General features: G+C 61.6%; 9 protein-coding genes and 1 pseudogene. 1 reads left to right on the top strand and 9 read right to left on the bottom strand.

From position 1 onward, the window contains the following. Nucleotides 1–25: 25 nt before the first annotated feature. From ACMQ11_RS02780 to ACMQ11_RS02740, 9 genes are all read right to left on the bottom strand, one after another. Complete coding sequence (locus ACMQ11_RS02780; RefSeq protein ID WP_418991142.1) at nucleotides 26–1,993, bottom strand: RagB/SusD family nutrient uptake outer membrane protein; 1,968 nt, start codon at nucleotides 1,991–1,993, stop codon at nucleotides 26–28. A gap of 12 nt (nucleotides 1,994–2,005) precedes the next feature. Then, nucleotides 2,006–5,257, bottom strand: a complete 3,252-nt coding sequence (locus ACMQ11_RS02775) for a SusC/RagA family TonB-linked outer membrane protein (protein ID WP_418991141.1) — start codon at nucleotides 5,255–5,257, stop codon at nucleotides 2,006–2,008. A gap of 215 nt (nucleotides 5,258–5,472) precedes the next feature. Continuing rightward, a complete protein-coding gene (locus tag ACMQ11_RS02770) occupies nucleotides 5,473–6,684 on the bottom strand; it encodes a glycoside hydrolase family 88/105 protein (protein ID WP_418991140.1) in 1,212 nt (403 codons plus the stop codon). Further along, nucleotides 6,681–11,045: a two-component regulator propeller domain-containing protein gene (locus tag ACMQ11_RS02765; protein WP_418991139.1), complete on the bottom strand. Its 4,365-nt coding sequence runs from the start codon at nucleotides 11,043–11,045 to the stop codon at nucleotides 6,681–6,683. The genes ACMQ11_RS02770 and ACMQ11_RS02765 overlap by 4 nt, the downstream gene beginning before the upstream one ends. Nucleotides 11,046–11,100: 55 nt before the next feature. Further along, nucleotides 11,101–12,729 carry a pectinesterase family protein gene (locus ACMQ11_RS02760; RefSeq protein WP_418991138.1) on the bottom strand — a complete coding sequence of 543 codons (1,629 nt, stop codon included), beginning with the start codon at nucleotides 12,727–12,729 and terminating at the stop codon, nucleotides 11,101–11,103. Between the two features lie 68 nt (nucleotides 12,730–12,797). Then, complete coding sequence (locus ACMQ11_RS02755; protein ID WP_418991137.1) at nucleotides 12,798–15,071, bottom strand: fibronectin type III domain-containing protein; 2,274 nt, start codon at nucleotides 15,069–15,071, stop codon at nucleotides 12,798–12,800. Nucleotides 15,072–15,098: 27 nt separating this feature from the next. Beyond that, nucleotides 15,099–16,781, bottom strand: a complete 1,683-nt coding sequence (locus ACMQ11_RS02750; protein ID WP_418991136.1) for a glycoside hydrolase family 28 protein — start codon at nucleotides 16,779–16,781, stop codon at nucleotides 15,099–15,101. A 120-nt stretch (nucleotides 16,782–16,901) separates the two neighbouring features. Next, entirely contained in the window at nucleotides 16,902–18,074 is a 1,173-nt protein-coding gene (locus tag ACMQ11_RS02745; protein ID WP_418991135.1) for a DUF4861 family protein, read from the bottom strand. Further along, complete coding sequence (locus ACMQ11_RS02740; RefSeq protein ID WP_418991134.1) at nucleotides 18,075–19,424, bottom strand: alpha/beta hydrolase family protein; 1,350 nt, start codon at nucleotides 19,422–19,424, stop codon at nucleotides 18,075–18,077. A gap of 351 nt (nucleotides 19,425–19,775) precedes the next feature. Between ACMQ11_RS02740 and ACMQ11_RS02735 the strand changes: the two are divergent. After that, nucleotides 19,776–20,123, top strand: a pseudogene (locus ACMQ11_RS02735) (KilA-N domain-containing protein); the annotation flags it as partial. Nucleotides 20,124–20,240 lie beyond the last annotated feature (117 nt).

Genomic DNA, 20,240 nt, shown 5'->3' with positions numbered 1-20,240 from the left:
TTGATTCTGCTTTAGGGTTCGTACACTATTGATTCGGGAAACCGTAATCCTGCTTCAGCACGCCGTTGTAGTCGCGGATCATGTCCGAGGGGATGGGATAGAACGGACAGTAGAGGTACCCGTAGCCCGTAGCATCGTCCTCGAAGAGACCGATGGCCAGGTTGTCGATGTACTGGTCGTACTGCTTGGCGGTCGTCGATTTGGCCTTGCCCTCGGCGTCCCAGAACCAGCATCCGCCGTTGTTCGAGCTGAAATAGTCGGCCGAGGGAGCCTTGGCGCGGTCGTAGTCGTAATTGGCGTCGAGGATCATCTCGTTGTTGTCGTCGTAGCGGTAGTAGACGGTTTGCGGGATGGTGCGCTCGACGGTCTCGCCGTTGACCCTGCGGGTCTTGAACTCGAAGTTGTAGCTGCGCGTGCCGCTCTCGCCGTAGATCCCCTTGCAGAGCGTCTTGGTGGTGGCGATGGCCGTGTGCAGTTCGCCCCAGCGAATGAGGTCCCACTTGCGGATACCCTCGCCCACGAACTCCCAGCGGCGCTCGTCCTTGATGGCTTTCATGAACGTCTTGGTCGAGAGGTACTCTTCGAACTCGCCGTCGCTCATCGTCGGAATCGCCCGCTGACGCACCGTCTTGAGTGCATCCCGTGCAAGTGCCGATGCGGAGCCGGTGTAGTTGTAGGCGGCCTCGGCGTACATCAGGAGGATGTCCGAGTAGCGCATCATCGGGAAATTGACGCCCGTGCCGGTCTTGGTGTTTGCGGCGAACGAGGCCGAAGCGAAATCCGACGGCATCCACATGGCGTTCCACTTGCCTACGCGGAACTCCTGCGGGTTGCTGATGATGTTCTCGCTGATACCCGTCTTCGAGGTCACGCCGTTGGCGTATTCGCCCGTGTCGGAGATGTCGCGGAACTCGGTGCAGTAGACCGAAACCGGACGGCGCGTGTCGTCGGGATGGTAGGAGTAGAAGAACTCGATGGGCGTAAAGATTTGGCCCTGGGTGGCGTAGCCGTAGGCCGGGGTCGTGGTGCGCAGACGCGGACCGATCGTGTAGCCGAACTCCGAGGAGCGCGAGAGCACGAAGCCGATCTCGAAGAGCACCTCGTTGTCGGCGTACTGACGCTGGCAGATCGTGCGCCAGAGGTTCTCGAAGCCCGAGTAGGCGCTCGACGACTGCACGAGCGAGTAGCCGCCCTCGTCAATCACCTTTTTGGTCTGCTCCATGGCGATCTGGTAGAACGGTTTGGCGTCGGCGGCGTCGGGTTCGATCCACTTTCCGTCGGTCGAGTAGTTCCAGCCGGCACGCATCAGCGCCAGCTGGGCACACAGACCGCGGGCGTATCCCTGCGTCACGCGTTCGGGCGTGTCCTGCCGCCAGGGCAGTTCGCCGGCGAACTGTTCGAGCTGTCCGATGAGCGTCTCCATGATCTCGAAACGGTCGGTCTTCGGGAGGTAGACGTTCGAAAGGTCGGTCTTGGTGGCCTCGATCTTGAACGGCACGTTGCCCAGCATGCGGATCAGGTCGCGGTAGCACTGCGCACGCAGCGTGATGGCCTCGCCGTGCATCTTCACCACGTCCCCGTTGCCCGAGGCGTAGAGCGACGAACCCTCGATGCCCTCGATCAGCACGTTGGCCCGTTCGATGGCTTCGTACAGGGCCGAGACGGCCTTGGTGACCATCGAGCTGGTGATCTGCGGCTTGTAGTTGGTCGTGGCACGGCCGTCGTCGCTGGTGGGGTTGTTGTAGGTGAACGACCTGATTTCCGAATCGCTTTGGCAGTTGAGGATGATGCCCAGGTACTGCGAGTAGGTCGCATCCTCGTTGAATTTCGAGTAGACGCCCATGAGCACCTTGTAGGTCATGTCGATGTCCTCGTAGACGACATCGGGGGTAAATACCGAGGGAGAGCTCTGCTCCAGGAACGACGAACACGAACCGAGGCCGAAAGAGGCCGCCGCGATCATCGCATACATATATAATCTTTTCATTTTCATACGGCTCATTGGTTAGAACGTGATATTTGCACCTACGACCCACTGGCGAGCCCGGGGGAAAGCCGAGTAATCGACGTTGGGCGTCAGCGGCGTCGAGCGGCGCGTGTCGACCTCGGGGTCGTATCCGGAGTAGTTGGTCCAGCAAAAGAGGTTGGTACCGGTCACATAGACGCGAAAGCGCGACATGCCGATCTTCTTGGTCCATTTCGAGGGGAGCGTGTAACCCAGCGTGAGGTTCGAAAGGCGCAGGAACGAAGCGTCTTCGAGCGCCCAGTCGGTCATCACGCCGCGCGTGATGTTGATCGGCGTCCACATCGTGGCGTTCTCGTTGGCGGCGCGCAGGGCGTCGATGTCGTTCAGCAGCGTGGTGCCGGTCACGGGATCGATGTAGGTGAAACGGTTTTTCATGATGCCCAGCAGGTTGCCGTACTTGCGCGTGTTGAAAGTCGAGGTGAACTCGATCTTGTTGGCGTTGTAGACCTTGTTGCCGACGCTGTAATTGAAATAGGCGGCCAGGTCGAAGCCGAAGAACTGGGCCGAGAGGTTGAAACCGCCGGTGATCGTGGGCTGCGTGCAGCCCAGCACCTCGCGGTCCGAGGAGTCGATCTTGCCGCTGCCGTCGAGGTCCTTGAGCTTCATGGCACCCGGCATGGGCGTGCCGCCATAGGGCAGCGACTCGACGCCGTCCCTGGGCGTCCAGGTAGCCGTGCCGGAGACGGGATCGTAAACATAGTCGAAATCGTCGATCGTGTAGAATCCGTCCGAGCGGTAGCCGTACACCTGGCCGATGGGCTTGCCCACCTCGACCAGGTAGTCGCCCACGCCCGAGATCGTCGCTTCCCAGCCCGAGCCGACAAGCATCTGCTTGGTGTAGCCCAGTTCCTCGACGCGGTTCTTGTTATAGGAGAGGTTGGCGTTGAAATTGAGCCGGAAATTCTTCTTATCGACCAGCACGGCGTCCAGCACGACCTCGACACCCTTGTTCGAGGTCTCGCCGATGTTCTGGAACTGGGCGCTGAAGCCCGACGAGGAGGGAATCGAGGCGCTGATCAGCAGGTCCTTGGTGGTGTTCCAGTAAACGTCGACCGAACCCGTCAGGCGGTTGTTGAAAAAGCCGAAATCGATACCCAGGTTGCGCGTGACGGTAGTCTCCCATTTCAGTCCGGGGTTGGGCAGTTTCGACGAAGGCGTCATGATGCTCTGCTCAACGCCGTTGATACCGTACATTTTCGAGGGCGACGACACCGAGTAGACGTAGCGGTAGAGGTCGTTCGAAATGCGGTTGTTACCCGAGGCGCCGTACGAGAGGCGCAGCTTGAGGTTCGAGAGCCAGTCCTGTGCCGAGGTCATGAATTTCTCCTCGGAGATGCGCCAGGCGACGGCAGCCGAGGGGAAATAGCCCCACTGGTTGCCCGGCGCGAATTTCGACGAACCGTCGGCACGCAGCGAGGCGGTGAGGATGTAGCGGCTGTCGTAGGAGTAGTTCAGACGTCCGAAGAACGAAGCCAGGTTGTTGGGCGTACCCACGCCGGTGCTGATCGGACGGGGCGTGCCGAGGTCCATGTTGGCCAGCGCGACCTCGCGCGTGGTGTTCTTGGGGAAATAGCGCGCTTCGACTTTCAGGGAGTTCGACACGCTCGAGTTGACCTCCTGACCCACGAGGATCGTCAGGTCGTGCTTGTCGGCGAACGTATTGGTATAGGTCAGCGTGTTGGCGATGCGCCAGCTGTACGAGTCTTTCTTCTCCTTGATCGCCACGGGAGCGAGGTTGTTCTTGCGAGCGTTGGAGGTCGAAAGGCCGTAGAACGTGTCGTTGCGCTCGTCGCCCAGGTCGGCGCCCCACTCCGAGCGGAACGTGAGCCCCTTGACGATGATCCAGTTCAGGGCAGCGTTGTAGGTCTGACGCTGGCGGATGCGCTTCTTGTACTCGTCGTTGGTCATGTCGACCGGGTTGAGGAACTCCGCGGAGTTCGAAGCCAGCATCTCCTCGAGGTAGTCGTCGCCCTCGGGCAGCATCTCCGAGAGACCGGCCGTGGGCATGTAGCGGATGGCGTGCTTCAGACGCGGAACCGACGAACCGCCCTCGGTCGAGGAGCCGGCGCCTGTAACGGTCGTATAGGAGTAGCGGGCCGTGAAATCGAACGAAAGCCCCTTGGCGATCTGGGCGTTGAGCTTGGCGTTGATGTTGTTGCGCATGAAGCCCGCACCGATCATGATCGACTCGTCGTCCATGTGCGTGAGGCCGATGTTGTACTTGACTTTCTCCGAGCCGCCCGTGATCGAGGCGTTGTAGTTCTGGGTGAAAGCCGTGCGGCCGAAGATCTCCTGCTGCCAGTTTGTCGTTTTGAGGTTCTTGTAGAGCTCCAGGTCGCCGAAAGCGCCGTAGTACTTGAGGAACGACGAGTCGTTGTTCCACTCGGTAGCCTTGCTGTTGGCCAGCTCGTACTGCGACATGACGTAGTCGTAGGAGTTCAGCACGTCGAGCTCTTCGGCCAGGCTCTTCCAGCCGAAATAGGCGTTCAGCGAGACGGAGGTCTTGCCCTCCTTGCCCGACTTGGTCGTCACAATCACCACGCCGTTGGCACCGCGGGCGCCGTAAATGGCCGTGGCCGAGGCGTCCTTCAGCACGTCGATCGACTGGATGTCGCCCGGGGCGATGTCGTTGATCGACGAGACGGGGAAGCCGTCGACGATGAACAGCGGCGAGTTGTCCTGCGTGATCGAGCCGCCGCCGCGCACGCGGACCTTGATCTCGGCGTCGGGACCGCCCTCGGTGGTGGTCACCTGCACGCCGGCCATGCGGCCCGTGATGGCCTCGGCGGCCGACGATACGGGCATGGCTTCGAGCACCTTGGAGTTGACCGAAGCCACCGAACCGGTCAGGTCGGAGCGCTTCTGCACGCCGTAGCCCACGACGACCACTTCGTCCATCACGTTCGAGGCTTCGTTCAGGGTGATGTCGTAGACCGTCTTCGACGGCACGATGTCCACGAACTTGTCCTCGTAACCGATGTAGGAGATTTTGAGTTGCCGGGCATCCGCGGGCACGTTGATCGTAAAGTCTCCGTCGATACCGGTGGAGACTCCGATGGTCGTCCCGACGACCACCACCGTAGCCGCGAGCACCGGACCCTGCGAATCCTTGACGGTGCCGGAGACAGCCCTCGTCTGGGCCGCGCTCCCTTGCGCCAAAGCGACAAATGCCACGACGAGCGCCACGCGTTGCAGCACCGTCCTGGTGAACGAGTAAATGTTCTCTGTCATAGTTTAAGGTTTTATAATTAGGTTAATTGCGCATCTTTCGCAAAACAAAAATAGGAATACGCTCCCGAGATGATTGGTAAATTTTATCACTTATCATGGAATAATTGACGCCCCCGGCGGAAAGTCGCCCCATCGGCCCCGGAGCGGCTCAGAGACACGAAAATCCCCTCCATAAAGGGGATTTTCCTACGCTGTTTTCGGTCGGAAAGTCCGCGTCAGAGGACTCCGCGGGCCCGGTCGTACTCCATCGAGGCCCAGATGAAAGGCCCCACGCCCTTGCAGTCGTTCTCGATCACGGGCTCCGAGATGTAGTAGTCGAACGTGCCGCTGCGGCGCGTTTTGCCGCCCAAACCGGCTACGGCGCAGCAGTCGGTAATGGAGAGCGTGCCATCGGGATTCTCCCTTACGAAGCGTTCGACGAAACGCTCGTAGAGCCGCTGCGCCTCGGGGCCCAGTTCCGCAGGCAGGTAGCCCAACCGCACGCCCTTGAGCATGGCGTAGACGAACATGACCGACCCGGTGGCTTCGAGGTAGTTGCCCTCGCGGCCCGGCTGGTCCAGCACCTGGTACCACATCCCCGTAGCGGGGTCGGCGTAGCGTGGCAGCACCTCGTAGATGTGGTTGAGGATGTCGACCATCGGCTGCGTGCGCTCGTTCGCACCCAGGTATTGCAGCGTCTCGACGATACCCATGGCGTACCACCCCATCGCCCGGCCCCAGGCGTGGGCGGACTGTCCGGTGACCGAGTCGCACCAGAACATTTGGCGCGTGACGTCGCAGGCATGACGGTAGAGACCCGTTGCGGGGTCGAACGTATGGCCGGCCGCAAGGACGAACTGGTTGACGATGTCGTCCGCAGCCCGGTCGAACTCCTCCCCTTGCAAGTTGCGCACGGCGTATTCGGCGTAGAAAGGCTCGCCCATGTAGAGGCCGTCGAGCCACATCTGGCCCGGGTAGACCTGCTTGTGCCAGAAGCCGCCGTCGTCGTTGCGCGGCTGCGACAGCAGTTGTGCATAGAGCGTATCGAGCACCCGGCGGTAGCGTTCGTCGCCCGTGCGCTCGCAGATTGCGAAGAGCGGACGTCCCGGACAGATGTGGTCGATGTTGTGTTTCTCCTTTCGGTATGTCAGCACCGAAGCGTCGGGGCGGACGATGGTGTCGTAGTATCTCAGCGCGTATTCGTAGAACTCGGGGCGGTCGTAGGCTTCGCCCGCGTCCATCATGGCCAGCAGCTCCAGCCCGGTGGTGTAGTTCCACTTGACCTTGCCGGCGGGAATGCCGTCGAGAGTCGCGGGAGAGGGGTTGCGGGCGATTTCGCTTTGGACCATCCTCACGGCCAGCGGGGTCTCGGAATCGAGCAGCGAGCGCTGCGAGGTGCAGGCCGCAGCGGCCGTAAGGGCGCAGACGGCGATCAGAATTCGTTTCATGCGGTTTTGGTGTCTTGGTTTTGTTTCAGATTATGGGTTTTGAGGTATTCGGCGGGCGACATGCGGAACTGCTCGCGGAAACAGCGGCTGAAATAGCCCGGGTCGGAGAAGCCCACCTTGTAAGCCACCTCCGAGACCGAAAACTGCCCTGTGCGCAGCAGCAGCTTCGATTTGGTGATGCGAAACTCCTTGATCAACTCCACGGGGGACTTGCCCGTAAGGCTCTTCAATTTGTTGTACATGGTCGTGCGGCCCAATCCCAGGTGCGAGGCCAGCTGGTCGATCGTGAGCTCCGAGTTCTCGATGTTCTCGCCCAGCCACGCCATCACCTCTTTCATGAACTCCTCGTCGCGGTCGGTCACCACCACGTCCTCGACAACCAGCTCGACGACCTTGTTGCGGGCCGTCTGGGCCGAGAATTTTTCGAACAATTTGCGCCGCTGCGTCAGGAGGTTGTCGATGCGCGCCAGCAGCAGCTCGATGCTGAACGGCTTGGTGATGTAGCCGTCGGCGCCGAACTCCATCGCTTTCACCCGGTCGTCGGGCGAATGTTTGGCGGTGAGCATGACGATGGGGATGTGGCTCATCGTAAAGTCGTGGCGCACCTTGTCGATCAGTTCGATACCGTCCATGCGGGGCATCATCAGGTCCGTTACGACGATGTCGGGCATTTCGGTCCGTATCTTCTGGAGCGCCTCGACCCCGTCGTCGGCCTCGATCACGTGGTAGGTGTCGATCAGGCTGTTGTACATGAAGATGCGCAGCTCGCGGTTGTCCTCGACCAGCAGAATCTTCTGTGCATCTTTCGGCGGGAGCACGTCGGTGCGGCGCTGGCTGTCGGCAGCCGTGTAGTCGCTGACCATGTAGTCGCTCCTGCGCTCGGCACCGTGCTCCCCCGTAAAGTCGATCTGTTCCATGCCGAAATGGGCATTCCCCAGGCGGAGTTTCACCGTGAAGGCCGAGCCCTCGTTCGGACGGCTCTCCACCCCGATCTCGCCGTGGTGCAGCGCCACGATGTCCCGACACAGCGAGAGTCCGATGCCCGAACCTTTCATGTTGCTGTCCACGGCGCGCGAAGCCTGCGCGAAGCGTTCGAAGATCACCCCCTGCTTGTCGCGCGGAATGCCGATACCCGTGTCCCGAACCGTCAGCAGCACGCACTCCTCGTCCTCGCGCAGCGAGAGGATGACCTCGACCCTGCCGCCGTTGGGGGTGAATTTGAGGGCGTTGGAGAGCAGGTTGTAGACCACGCTCTCGATGCGTTCGATGTCCACCCAAACCAGGATCGAGCGGCGCGAGACGGTGAAGAGGAGTTCGATCCGGCGCTCCGAAGCCAGTTCGCGGAAATCGTCGAGCGCATCCTCGACCACCGGCACCAGATCGACGCGCGAAATTTTGAGCTCCATCTTGTTCTTGACGATCTTGCGGAAATCGAGCAGCTGATTGATGAGCGTGAGCATCCGCTTGGCGTTGCGATGCGCGAGCGTGAGGCTGATGTCCGCACGCGAGGAGAGCTTGTCGTTCTTGCGCACGTCCTCGATGCCGCCCAGAATGAGCGTGAGGGGCGTGCGCAGTTCGTGGGAGATGTTGGTGAAGAAGCGGAGCTTCATGTCGGTCATGTCCTGCTCGACGCTCGCTTCGCGGCGGATGCGCGCCACGGAGCTGACCGTGCGGTAGACCACGGCCAGAATCGTCAGCGCGAGCAGCGCGTAGAGGCTTTTAGCCCACCACGTCAGCCAAGGGGGGGGGAGCACCCGGACCCCGACGCTGATGCCCTCGTCGGCGGCGCCGGGATTGCCGACGAACGCCTTGACGTGGAGTTCGTACTCCCCGATCGGCACGTTCGAGTAGGCCGCGCGGTTGGTCGATCCCGCGATGTTCCAGTCCTGGTCGTAGCCCTCGAGCCGGTACATGTATCCCACCGTGTGCTGGATGGCGAAATTGAGCGAGGCGAACTCCATGCGCAGATTCGAGAAATTGTACGGAAGCACGATCTCGCGGGCCTCGGTAACCGACTGCGCGAGCGGCGAACGGGGCCCCGCCGCCACCGGCACGTTGCGCACGCTCAGTCCCGTGAAGCGCAGGCGGTAGTCGATCTTCGACGAGCGGGCTTTCTCCGGATCGAAGCGGTAGATTTGCCGGCCTCCGCCGAAGAGCACGTCGCCACCGGCGGCCGTGAGCGCCGTGGCTTCGCTGAAGATGGCGTTGCGCATGTTGTCGTAAAGGTTGTAGTTGGAAAACGTTTCGCGCTCGGGGTCGAAACGCGATACGGCATTGTGGGTCGAGACCCACAGATCGCCCCGGGCATCCTCGGTGACGGCCATGCAGATGTTGCTCGAAAGACCGCACGTCTTGTCGTAGCAGCGGAAACGCGGAGCCCCCGAAGAGTCGGAACCCGAGACCAGATTCAGTCCGCCGCCGTAGGTCGCCAGCCAGATGCGCCCTTTCGAATCCTTGCACATGTGGATGATGTCGTTGTTGCCCAGCGACCGGGCGTCCCCCGGGACTTTCTGCATCAGGCGGAAGCGCATCTGCTTGAAACCGGCACTCGGGTCGAAGACCAGCAGCCCGTCGACCGTAGCGGCGAACATGCGGTCGGGCCGGTCGAAGAGCAGCCAGCGCACGCGGTCGGTCTCTTCGAGCGGATAGTGCGTCAGTTGATTCCCCGCATGGATGAAGCGCCCCGCTTCGGGGTCTTCGAGGATATTGATGCCTCCGCCGTAGGTCGCCACCCAGATACGACCCAGGTGGTCCTGCTCGACGGAGTAGATCTGGTCGTTGTTGAGCGAGTAGTCGTCCGACGGGGAGTGGGCATAGTGCCGGACAGCATAGCCGCGCCCCTCGGGCCGCAGGCGGTAGAGGCCCTCGCCCTTGGTCCCGACCCAGATGTTGCCGGCGGTGTCCTCTTCGAGGGCGTAGATCATACCCGGATTCGACGGCATGCGGTAGACGGGCTTGTAACCCGCTTCGTAACAGATCAACTCGCCGTCGCGCGTGCCGACCCACATGCGCCCGCGGCTGTCGTTCATCAGCGCGCGCACCTCGCCCGAGAGGCCGGTCGGCGACTGCGAGTCGAGCGTGAAGACGTCGGCCGGCTGCCGGAGCAGGACGGCCTTGCGCAGCCCGCGCTCGTAGTAGGTCGAGAGCCAGAGCACCTCATCGCGCACGTCGAAGCGCACCACGGCATTGGTCATCTGGCAGTTGGGGAGCCGTGGATCGTTGTAGAACGGTTCGACGGCGTCTTTCTCCCGGTCGTAGTAACCGAACCCCCAGTTGTTCATCTTGATCCACAGGCGGCCGCCGCCCTCGGCGATCTTGGTGATCGTGTCGATGTTGTACGAGACGGTGTAGGGCTTCTGCTCGAAATGCTTGCAGTCGCCGGTAGAGGGGTTGTAGCGCGTGATGCCCGTGCGGGGCGTGGTGATCCAGAGAATGCCGTGGGAGTCGGCCGCCAGGTCGCGGATACGCCCCGGACGCACTCCCTTGGGGGTGATTCGCGCCAGGCGGTTGTCCGCAATGCGGTACAGTCCGCCCGTGCGGCTGCCCGCATAGACCGTCCGCCGCACCGAATCGGCAGCGATAGCTGTCAGTTCGTCGCTGCCGGAGGGAATCTGCCGCACGTCGGTTCCGTCTTTTCCGCTCCGCACGACCAGGGTGCGGGAGAGGCCGTAGACATGTCCGCTGTCGGCCGTGAATGCGAAGACGGGCGTCGGGGTTTCCGAGAGCGTGCGCACGGGCTCTCCGTCCGCCGGCACGTAGTTCAACTGCCCGTCGGAGGCTGCGATCCACGCATTGCCGCCGTCGACGAACATGGCCGTCACGTCGCCGCCCAGCACCGGAGCGTCCAGGACACGGTCGACGCGCACGGGCGTTTCATCGGCCCGGTCCGCGAAACGCACCACGCCCAGCCCCGCAATGGCCACCCACGTACCGCCCGCGGTGTCGTGCAGGCAGTGGCTGGTGCGGTAGTGTTTCGAATCCAACCCCTCGACCAGCTTCGCCACGTCCTCGAACTGCTCCGTAAACCGGTTCAGACGGTAGACGTGCAGGTTGTAGGTCGTGAACCACAGGTGGCCGTTCGAATCCTCGCTCACCGAGATGAAGCGGTGGTGCGACAGGGGCGAATAGTCGCCCGGCGTGGGGCTGAAATTCTTGAAGGCATACCCGTCGAAACGGCTGACCCCGTACCAGGTACAGACCCACACGAAACCGCGCGAATCGGTGAAAATATCGGCGATCCGGTCGTGCGTGAGCCCGTCGAGCGTGGAGTAGTTCTGGAAAATGCACTGCGGGGGCTCGGCCCCGGCCGGGCGCAGAGCACCAGCCGAGCACAATAAGAGAATCAGCAGCAGTCGTTTCATGGTTTCGAGTGAAATTCCGGTCTAAACAAAGATAACAAAATTCCGGAAAACAAACCTATTTTTCAAAGGCGGCGAGCAGCTCGCGGGCCTTTTCGGCCGAAATCCGGCGTGCCCACCGCACCCGTTTTTCGGGTGCGGCGCCCGGTCCCGAGGAGTTGTACTCGGCATAGAAAGCCGTCTTGTGCGCCCGGGGCTTGCCCCAGTCGTGCCACCCCTCGGGACGGATATGTTCGCCCATTTCGCAACCGATAAAGACCGTTTGGGCATACTCCCGCCACGGGCGGCCCAGGTAGCATTTCGCAACCCCCTCGTCGGCCGTCAGGCGGCATTCATCGAAGACCAGTCCCACTTGCTGGCCCCGGCAGGTCGAGGCGGCCGTGATGTAGGAGTCGGCCTTGGAGCGGATTTCGCAGCGGCGGAAGAGCGCCGAAGCCGCACCGAAGATGAAATCCGTGGTCCCCTCGACGTAGCAATCCTCGAAGCGGATGCGGGCGTTCCCGGTAACGGTTTCGCCGTCCCGGTTGCCCGAGCCGTAGAGGTAGAGCGTGTCCTGGTTGCCCAGAAAGCGGCAGTTTACGAAGCGCAGGTTCGTGGCCAGGCACTGCACGGCCACGGCCTGGCCGACACGTCCCGCCGCATTTTCGAAAGTCATGTTGCGCACGGTCCACCCCTCGCCGCCGAAATAGATCGTCGCCGATCCCGAGGTGCCGGTCTCGACCCCCGTAGGACCGATTTTCGAAGCGTAGTCGTCCCATGTCAGGCGCACGTCGCCCCGGCCCGTGAGTTCCACGTTGCGCTTCGAGGCCGGAATCGAAATTTTCTCGCGGTAGACGCCCTCCATCACCACGATCCGCGTGGTGCGGCGGCAGAAATCGGGCACGGCGGCCACGGCTTGCGAGAGGGTGAAGAAATCTCCCGAACCGTCCCTGGCCACTACCAGATCGGGAATATCGAGGTGCCCGGCCAGTGCGGGAATCCGATCGCGCAGCTGCGCAGCGACCATCCGGGCTACGACATGCGCGCCCCGTACGTTGAAATGCGTGTCGTCCTGCCGCCCCTTGGGGCAGAGCGGCGAGGTGCCCGGTGCGACCCACATGAAATAGCCCCTCGAAGCCTCGTCGCCCAGCGACGCAACCCATTCGCGCGTCAACGGCTCCAGATCGAGCAGCACGACCTCCTCTTCGCGGGCCACGCGCCGGACCGCTTCGGGATAGCCCCCGTGGGTATCGGTCAAAACGCCCCCGACGAAATGGCGCCTGACGACAGGCGTCAGGAGCACCGGAACGGCTCCCTTATCCCGCGTCTCGCGCACATAGCGGCGCAGGTTTGCGGCATAGCCCTCCAGCGCCGAATAGCGGGTCGTATCCTTGATCTTCTGGTCGTTGTGGCCGAACTGGATGAATACGTAGTCGCCCGGCTTCAGCTTTTCACAGACCTTGTTCCAGCGCCCCTCGGTGCGGAACGACTTGGTCGAGCGGCCGTTGGCGGCGTGGTTTTCGACCACCACCCCCTGGTCGAAGAGCGGCTGGAAGAGATGCCCCCAGCCTCGCTCGGGGTTTTCGTTCTTGAGGTCCTTGGTGGCGCACGTGGAGTCGCCGATGAGGTAGACCCGGATCGGGTCGTTGCCGGCAGCGGCGCTGAGGCCGGTGCAGAGCAGAACGAGCGATAACACGAGACGTTTCATAGTCGGTTTCTTTCATACGACAAGTGAGGGGCCCTGCGGCCTCTCACCCGTCATTCAACTTTTTCGGATCAATTCAGTTTGGTCGCTACGCCGCCCGCCACCTGACCGACCGTGATGTCCTGCACCAGGTAGTGGAGGTACATTTCGAGGTTGGTGTAGCGGTCGTCGAAATTGTATTTCAGCGCGTCGTTCTTGTCCTCCTTGTTCAGGCCGAACAAATCTTCGTAGTAGTCCGGAATGCCGTCGCCGTCGGTGTCTTTCGTACGCGAGAGCTCCTCCTCGGTGGCCGTGTAGGCGGGCCAGCCGCCCACGTCGGTCTGCGAGTCGATGATGCCGTACCAGCTGCGGTCCAGCCCGACGACGGTCGTGCCGCCCGCCTCGCCCGAGGTGCCGGTGCCGTTCTTCACGTCCTGAAGCACGCGCGCATCGGCCGTATCCATCCGCAGCGACGCACCGCAATACTTGACCGCCAGGTTGAATGCCGCATCGGCCGCATGGGTCGTCACATCGCACGCCTTGCCGCCGGCAAGCACGGCGTACTGCGCAGCGGACCAGTTCCAGGCGGGGGTGATGGTCGCATTGCTGTTCGCGTTGATTTTCATGCCCGTCTTGTTGTCGCGCGTGACGGCTTCGCCCACCGAGGCATTCCCGCCCGGCACCGAGGTGTCGAACTTGTTGTTGGCGTTGTCGCCGATATAGACGCTCGGGTTGCCCTGCACGGGGACTTTCAGCCCGTTGCCGTCGTAGTAGATGTCGGCCATGAAGAGGATGTCCCGCTTGACGGCTTTGTTCGCAGACTTGACCAGTTCTCCCCCCTGCAACTTGTAGCTCGGGCCGCAGCCCTTGACCGAAGCGGGGCCCCACTTGTAGTAGTTGCCGATGTAGTTCATCTTGATTCCCACGCCGCCGTAACCGCCGTAATTGCAGAAATTGTAGACCACGTTGTTGCGGAAATCCAGCAGGCGGTCCGTCGAGTTGATCCCCTTGGCCTTGGCTGCATCGTCGCCCTGCTCCTGATCGGCGTACTGCTCGGGGCCGTCGAACCGCGGGTTGCGCGAATCGTGGTGCGCCAGCACGTTGTGGTGGAACGAGGCCGGAGCGCCGCCCCAGATGCCGCCGTAGCCGTGCGAGCCTTTTTTGTGCTTGCCGTTGCGCAGCGACTCGTACATCAGGCACCACTGCATGGTCATGTTCTTGTTGACGTAGAACGAGGCGCACTCGTCGGTGCTCCACGACATGGAGCAGTGGTCGAGGATGATGTTCTGCATGTAGCGGGCGCCGATAGCATCCAGTCCGTCGTTGCCGTTCCCATCGCCCGGACGGATACGCAGGTAGCGGACGATAACGTTGTCTGCCTTGATCGAGACGCCCCAGTTCTTCAGGCAGATACCTGCTCCGGGTGCCGTCTGGCCCGCGATGGTGATGTTGCCGTTCTTGATGTCGAGCGATTTCTCGAGTTCGATCACGCCCGCCACGTCGAAGACCACCGTGCGGTAGCCCGAGGCCTCGACCGCCGCGCGCAGCGAACCCGCGCCCGAATCGTTGAGGTTGGTTACCCGGTAAACGGTCGTCGTCCCGTCGGCCGCCCGGCCGCCCGTGGTGTACATGCCGGCACCCTCGGCGCCGGGGAATGCGCGGGTGATACCGTCCGTCTTCTCCTCGTTGGGGAACTTGAACAGCCCGTCGTCGGCGATGCCCGACTCGGTGCCGGCCAGCAGGTCGGCGCTGAAAGCCGAATCGGAGTTCTCGCCCGAAGCCGTGTCGGCGATGGCTTTAACGCGGAAGATATAATCGGTGTTGCGGACCAGATCGGTGAAAGTGTATTTCGTCTCCGTCGTTTTGCCCGCAGCGACCTCCGCCCCGTCGATAGCCGTTACCAATTGGTATTCATACCCCACGGCTTTTTCGACGGCCGTCCACTCGACCTCGATCGTGGTCTGGGTCACGGCTTTGAGCGTCGCATCGGGAGCCGCCAGCGCGGGCATGGCCTCGCCCGGAACGGCTGCCACGTACTCCGAATAGGCCGAACGCATGTAGTTCTGCGCCGACGCGAGCACGCGGAAGCGGTAGGTTTCGCCCTCCGTCAGATCGGCGACGGTGGCCGTGTTCTCGGCGACCTCGATCACGCGCAGGGTCACGTCCTCGGCATCGATGAGCTGATAGGTGTAGTGCGTGGCCGAGGGCATGGCGTCCCAGGTGAAGATCAGGGAGGTCTCGGAGCGGTTCAGCAGCCGCACGTCGGTCGGCGTGGAGAGGGTGGCCGCATCCGTCTCATCATCCGAGCAGGCGAGAACCAGCGTGGCGCAAAGCAGCGCAAACAGGGTAAAAATTCGATTTTTCATAGGTGATTTCAGGTATTTCGTATTCGATTATTTTCCGATCCGAACGGCTTTCGCAGCAGCCTTGGTCAGCTGCGAGTTGGCCTCCGCGATCTGCTCCGAGCCGATGGCGACGTTCCGGTTGCGGCTGCCCGAGACCGTCAGCGCGCACGCCATGCCGGCGGGGCAGCGGAAGCCCTCGGCCCGGAAATCCCGGACGTTGTTGAGCATCAGCGCGGGGCCCGTTTCGGGGACGATCTGCACATCGCGCAGCACCACGTCGCTCGACTCGTTGATCCGGGCGCCCGTCCGGGCGTGGATGCGGGTGTTCTCGACCGTCACGCGCTCGACGTTCATCTCGGGCAGGCCGTTGAAATACATGGCCCGGCGGGCGTTGCGGCACCAAACGTTCTTGATATGTATATCCCGGAAAGCGGGCGTGGTTTCGTCCACGGGTTTGAGCGCCAGGTCCGTCGGCTCGGTATCGCCGCCCTCGGCGCGCGCCTCGGAGGCCGATTTGCCGCCGTAGAAGAGATCGAAAAGCAGCGCCTCCTGCAAGATGTTGTTCATGGCGATGTTCTCGATGAAGATGTTTTCGACCACTCCGCCCCGGCCGCGCGTGGACTTGAAGCGCAGCCCCACGTCGGTGCCCGAAAAGACGCAGTTGGAGACCTTGACGTTCTTCACGCCGCCCGACATTTCGCTGCCCACGACGAAACCGCCGTGGCCGTGGAAGACGATGCAATTGTCGACCAGGATGTTCTCGCACGGAATGCCCCTGCGGCGGCCCGCCTCGTCCTTGCCGCTCTTGATGCAGATGCCGTCGTCGCCCACGTCGAAACTCGAATCGGTCAGAATGACGTTCCGGCACGACTCGATGTCGATGCCGTCGCCGTTCTGGGCATAGTCCGGACAACGGACCGTGATGTCGTGGACCGTGAGGTTGGTGCAGAGCGCCGGATGGATGTTCCAGCAGGGGGAGTTCTGGAACGTGACGCCCTCGAGCAGCACGTTCTCGCAGTTGTGGATGGCCACCAGCACCGGACGCAGGAAATCGCGCATCTTCTCGAAATCCTCGCGCGTCCTGGCCCAGGTCGAGACGTTCTGGTCCGAGCCGGTGGTCGCTCCGAACTTGTAGCTCTCGGACGGATACCACGTTTTGCCGTCGTCCGAGAGGACACCGCCGCTGCGGACCTTGTTCTGCCACTGGCGGGCGGTCAGCTTGTCCGATTTCACGGCCCGCCACGCATCGCCGTTGCCGTCGATGACGCCCTCGCCGGTGATGGCTACGTTCTTCGCCCCGAAAGCCGAGACAGGCGACTGGCACCGCCAGGTGTCGAGCCCCTCGAATGTGACTTTCATCAGCGGATAGAGCGCCTTGTCGTCGCTGAAGACGATAAGGGCGTTCTTATCGAGGTGCAGTTCGATATTGTCTTCCAAGACGATGGGGCCCGTGTACCAGACGCCCGCAGGCACCACGACCCGGCCGCCGCCCTGGGCCGCAAGCGAAGCGATCGCCGAGGCGAACGCCTCGGTCGAAAGCGTATGACCGTCGCCCACGCCGCCGAAATCGGCGATGCTCACCGAGCGCGCGGGAATATGGGGCCGGGGAACGTCCGGCATTTCGAACGGAAGATCGGACGGCGAGGCGTCGCCCGGAGCGTGTGCCCGGCAGTTGCAGGCGGACAGCAGAGCCGCCGCCGTGAGGAACATCGTCAGTTTTTTGAGGTTCATAAGACAGGTAGTTTTATTGTATCACTAAAATCTGCGTGAGTTTCAGGTATACAAATGTACGGCTATCCTGCCTATCGCATTGGGATTTTTTGACTGAAACGATGTACTTTTTTTCAAATTTCAGCGGATACGCGAAACCAGCACCGGCGCACTGGCCTTGCGCACGGAGCCGATCAGCCCCACGAGGATTTCGTCGACGGTGCGGCCGGCGAGCCACTCGCTCTTGCGCCATGCCATCTCGAACACGTAGTCGATCCGCCCCCGCCGGTCGGGCCGCAGCTGATAGAGGTAGCTGGCCTTGTCGTCGATTTGCGAGACGATCTGCTGTCGGGGTACGGCAATGGCCAGCCCCACGTGCTCGCGCTCCCACTTGAGAGTGTCGTTTTCGGGAAAGTCGCTGCCGAAAGCGGCCGTCACCTCCTCGTCGCGGATCATGCGGTTTTCGGCCATTTTCATCACCCCGGTCGTAAAGACCAGGTCGGCGTAGTCGCCCTCGATGCGGTTCTCGACCCGCACGTCGGCGTGCCCCGCATAGAGGATGTAGCGCGAGGTCATGTCGATCTCGCGGCCGCCGTACTGCCACCCTTCGACCCGCATTTCGACCACCGTGCGCACCGGACCTTTGGCCAGGATGCAGGCTTCACGGCGACGGAACCGGTCGATATGGGTCATGCGCTGCTGCTCGGCGTCCCAGCCCTTGAGCGCACCGACGCCCACCGAGCCGAAGACGCGCAGGTTGTCGTGTCCGTAGCCCGCCTCGAGCTGCTCGTCCGTGGGGTACCACATGGTCCGGGCCAATTCGAGGCGCTGCTGCTTCTTGCCGTAGGTGTCGATGGTCTGCTTCTTGTCGAAATAGATGCGGTAGGCGGCCAGCTCCGACTCGAAAGCCGGACCGTGGTGGTGCAGTTTGCGGTACATGTCGTCTTTTTCGGAGGAGAGCGTGTCGGCTGCCTGCAACGACTTGTCGGGGTTTTTGAACCACATTTGGGCATGGACGCGCGATGGATAACTCTTGCCAGCGGGCTCGGAGGAGTAACGGACCTCGAAATCCTGCGTTCCCGGAACGCCCGCCACGAAGACCAGCTCGCCCAGCGCCTTGTCGAGCTGCGAGGGAATTTCGTGGCCTCCGCCCGTGACCACGGCGCTTTCGGCCCACGGCGGCAAATCGGTAATCACCACCGGACACTCCGGCCGCAAACCGTCGGTCGATACGCGGTAGACGCATTTCTCGCTCTGCTCACCCAGTGCGCAGGCGGTGTTGAACAGCAACAAAAGGGGTAAAATTCGTTTCATCTATTGTTCGAGTTGGTCAATGATTCGTTCCAGTTCGGCACGGCAGCGCAGAGCGCCTGCCGGAAGCTCCCCGTCGCCGAAACTCCGCAACGCGGGCTCGGGTTGCACGTCCGCACGCGATTCGTCGGCGCGCGAGGCGTCGAGATGGAGCGTGCGGGCGAAAAACGCATAGACCGCCCGGCGCTTGTTGGGGCCGTAATCGTGCTTTTCATCGGCAAAATGGGCGTTGCAGACCGCATCCTCCGCTCCGTAAAAACCCCAGATACGCTTCAGAAACGGGTATTCGAGCGTCGGGTACGACGCCGTCCAGTCGCCGCCGTCGCTCACCGCGAGCACCGGGCGCGGAGCCATCACGGCGGCGAGCAGTTCGGGCATGCAGCTGCCGCCTGCGGCCAGCGTGACCGGACGCCCGCTCTCGCAGGGACATCCCCCGTCGAAATGCGAGACCAGGTGCACTACGGACGCCAGCGCCGCAAAACGGTCGTCCACGAGGGCCAGCAGCATGGCGTGCGTCGCTCCGCCCGAACCGCCCGTAGCGGCCATGCGGGTCGTGTCGATGTCTTGGCGGGAGTTTACGATCCAGTCGGTTACGGCTTTCGACCAGAGGACCTGGATCTGCATGGCATAAGGCGCGGTATGGGCTTCGCGCCCCACCTGCCGCTCCGAGTCGCCCCAGCCGAAGATGTCCATGTCGACCGCTACGGCGCCCATGCGGGCGAACGTTGCCATGCGCAACTGCTGGTCGGAGCGGTACCGCCCGCCCGGCCAGTGACCGGCCGGCGAGACGATCAGCGGATGGCGTCCCGGTGTGTGCGGTGCGTAGATCGTGCCGCTGACATACAATCCGGGCAGCGTTTCGAGCGCATAGTTCTGCGTCGTGTACCCGTCGTGCCGCACCTTGTCGCCCAGATGGACGGCGGGTCGGGCGACCAACCCTTTAAGAAAAGGTTCCAGCCCCAGCTTTTCGTGGGCATCGCGCAACAGTTCCCGCCGCCGGGTCTCCCATTGCGCAAGGTCCGCATATTTCGCACCGAGCCACGCGAGGAGCTTCTGGCCGTCGGCCACCGTGCGGCGGTAATGTTCATAGGGCTGGACGGTGATCTTCCGTTCGCCGCTCCACCTCAGGTCGAGCGGAAGCAGCACGTTGTCGAGCGTCTCCCGCAGCGAATAGGGCCGGAGGCGGAAATCGGCCCAGGCAAGCATCACCGTATCGGCCGCAAAGCGCTTGCACGCGATATGCACGCCGAACCGCTCCTCCACCTCGCGGAGCACCTCGGCGAGCGGACGCGCGGCTGGCGGCGTTGCGGCATTTTGCGCCACAGCGGGCCGCACCATCGTGCAGCATACCATATATATTATTAAGCAAAGGAATCTTCGCATCGTCTTATGGGTGTTCGATTGTTGCAAATATATGAATTTTGGCCGCAACTCGTTTATTTCGCTGAAAAATTCTGCAAGCCGAGATAAAGACCTTTACCGAACAGGCCGCCACCGGGCAGGTGAACCCCGATCAACTCGCCGAGCTCCACCGATCCGCCCGGCAGCACGCCGACCCCAAAGCGATGGAAATGCTGAAGCGGTACATGGATGCGTCATAAGTAAGTCGGGCTGTTTATTTCATTTTACTTATAAAATCTAATCTTCAAACCAAAAGAGTTATCTTTTTTTTCGACTATATTTGCATATAAGATAATTACCTATATGTCTACTAAAACTACAAAAACTATTTCGGTTGAGGGTACCGAAATAACAATTTTGCAGATCGACGATACCGACTATATCTGCATTACAGATATGCTCAAAGCCAAAGACGGCGATTTTTTCGTTAAAGATTGGTTGCGAAACCGGAACACGCTGGAATTTCTCGGTATATGGGAAAAAGTCTATAATTCCAATTTTAATTGGGACGAATTCGCCCTAATTAGAAACCAATCCGGGTTGAATAGATTTCGAATTAGCGTCAAGGAATACGTAGAAAAAACCAATGCCCTCGGCCTCAAAGCCAGAGCCGGGCGTTATGGTGGTACCTATGCCCACCGAGATATAGCGTAAATATCCGTTCTAATGCATCTTGTGCAAGGATCATCGGGTCTTTATCTTTGTGTACCGATTGGATGATCTATAAAACGGTCGGCAATTGATTATGGACAATAAGAAATACGACCG

Source organism: Alistipes sp. (genome assembly GCF_048465575.1).
In the GTDB taxonomy this organism is placed as follows: Bacteria; Bacteroidota; Bacteroidia; order Bacteroidales; family Rikenellaceae; genus Alistipes.
This window is presented reverse-complemented; position numbering and strand designations above follow the sequence as displayed.

Bases quoted from the DNA above. Each gene is read 5' to 3' on its own strand.
- ACMQ11_RS02780 (WP_418991142.1), bottom strand. From the start codon at position 1,993: ATGAAAATGAAAAGATTATATATGTATGCGATGATCGCGGCGGCCTCT.
- ACMQ11_RS02775 (WP_418991141.1), bottom strand. From the start codon at position 5,257: ATGACAGAGAACATTTACTCGTTCACCAGGACGGTGCTGCAACGCGTG.
- ACMQ11_RS02770 (WP_418991140.1), bottom strand. From the start codon at position 6,684: ATGAAACGAATTCTGATCGCCGTCTGCGCCCTTACGGCCGCTGCGGCC.
- ACMQ11_RS02765 (WP_418991139.1), bottom strand. From the start codon at position 11,045: ATGAAACGACTGCTGCTGATTCTCTTATTGTGCTCGGCTGGTGCTCTG.
- ACMQ11_RS02760 (WP_418991138.1), bottom strand. From the start codon at position 12,729: ATGAAACGTCTCGTGTTATCGCTCGTTCTGCTCTGCACCGGCCTCAGC.
- ACMQ11_RS02755 (WP_418991137.1), bottom strand. From the start codon at position 15,071: ATGAAAAATCGAATTTTTACCCTGTTTGCGCTGCTTTGCGCCACGCTG.
- ACMQ11_RS02750 (WP_418991136.1), bottom strand. From the start codon at position 16,781: ATGAACCTCAAAAAACTGACGATGTTCCTCACGGCGGCGGCTCTGCTG.
- ACMQ11_RS02745 (WP_418991135.1), bottom strand. From the start codon at position 18,074: ATGAAACGAATTTTACCCCTTTTGTTGCTGTTCAACACCGCCTGCGCA.
- ACMQ11_RS02740 (WP_418991134.1), bottom strand. From the start codon at position 19,424: ATGGTATGCTGCACGATGGTGCGGCCCGCTGTGGCGCAAAATGCCGCA.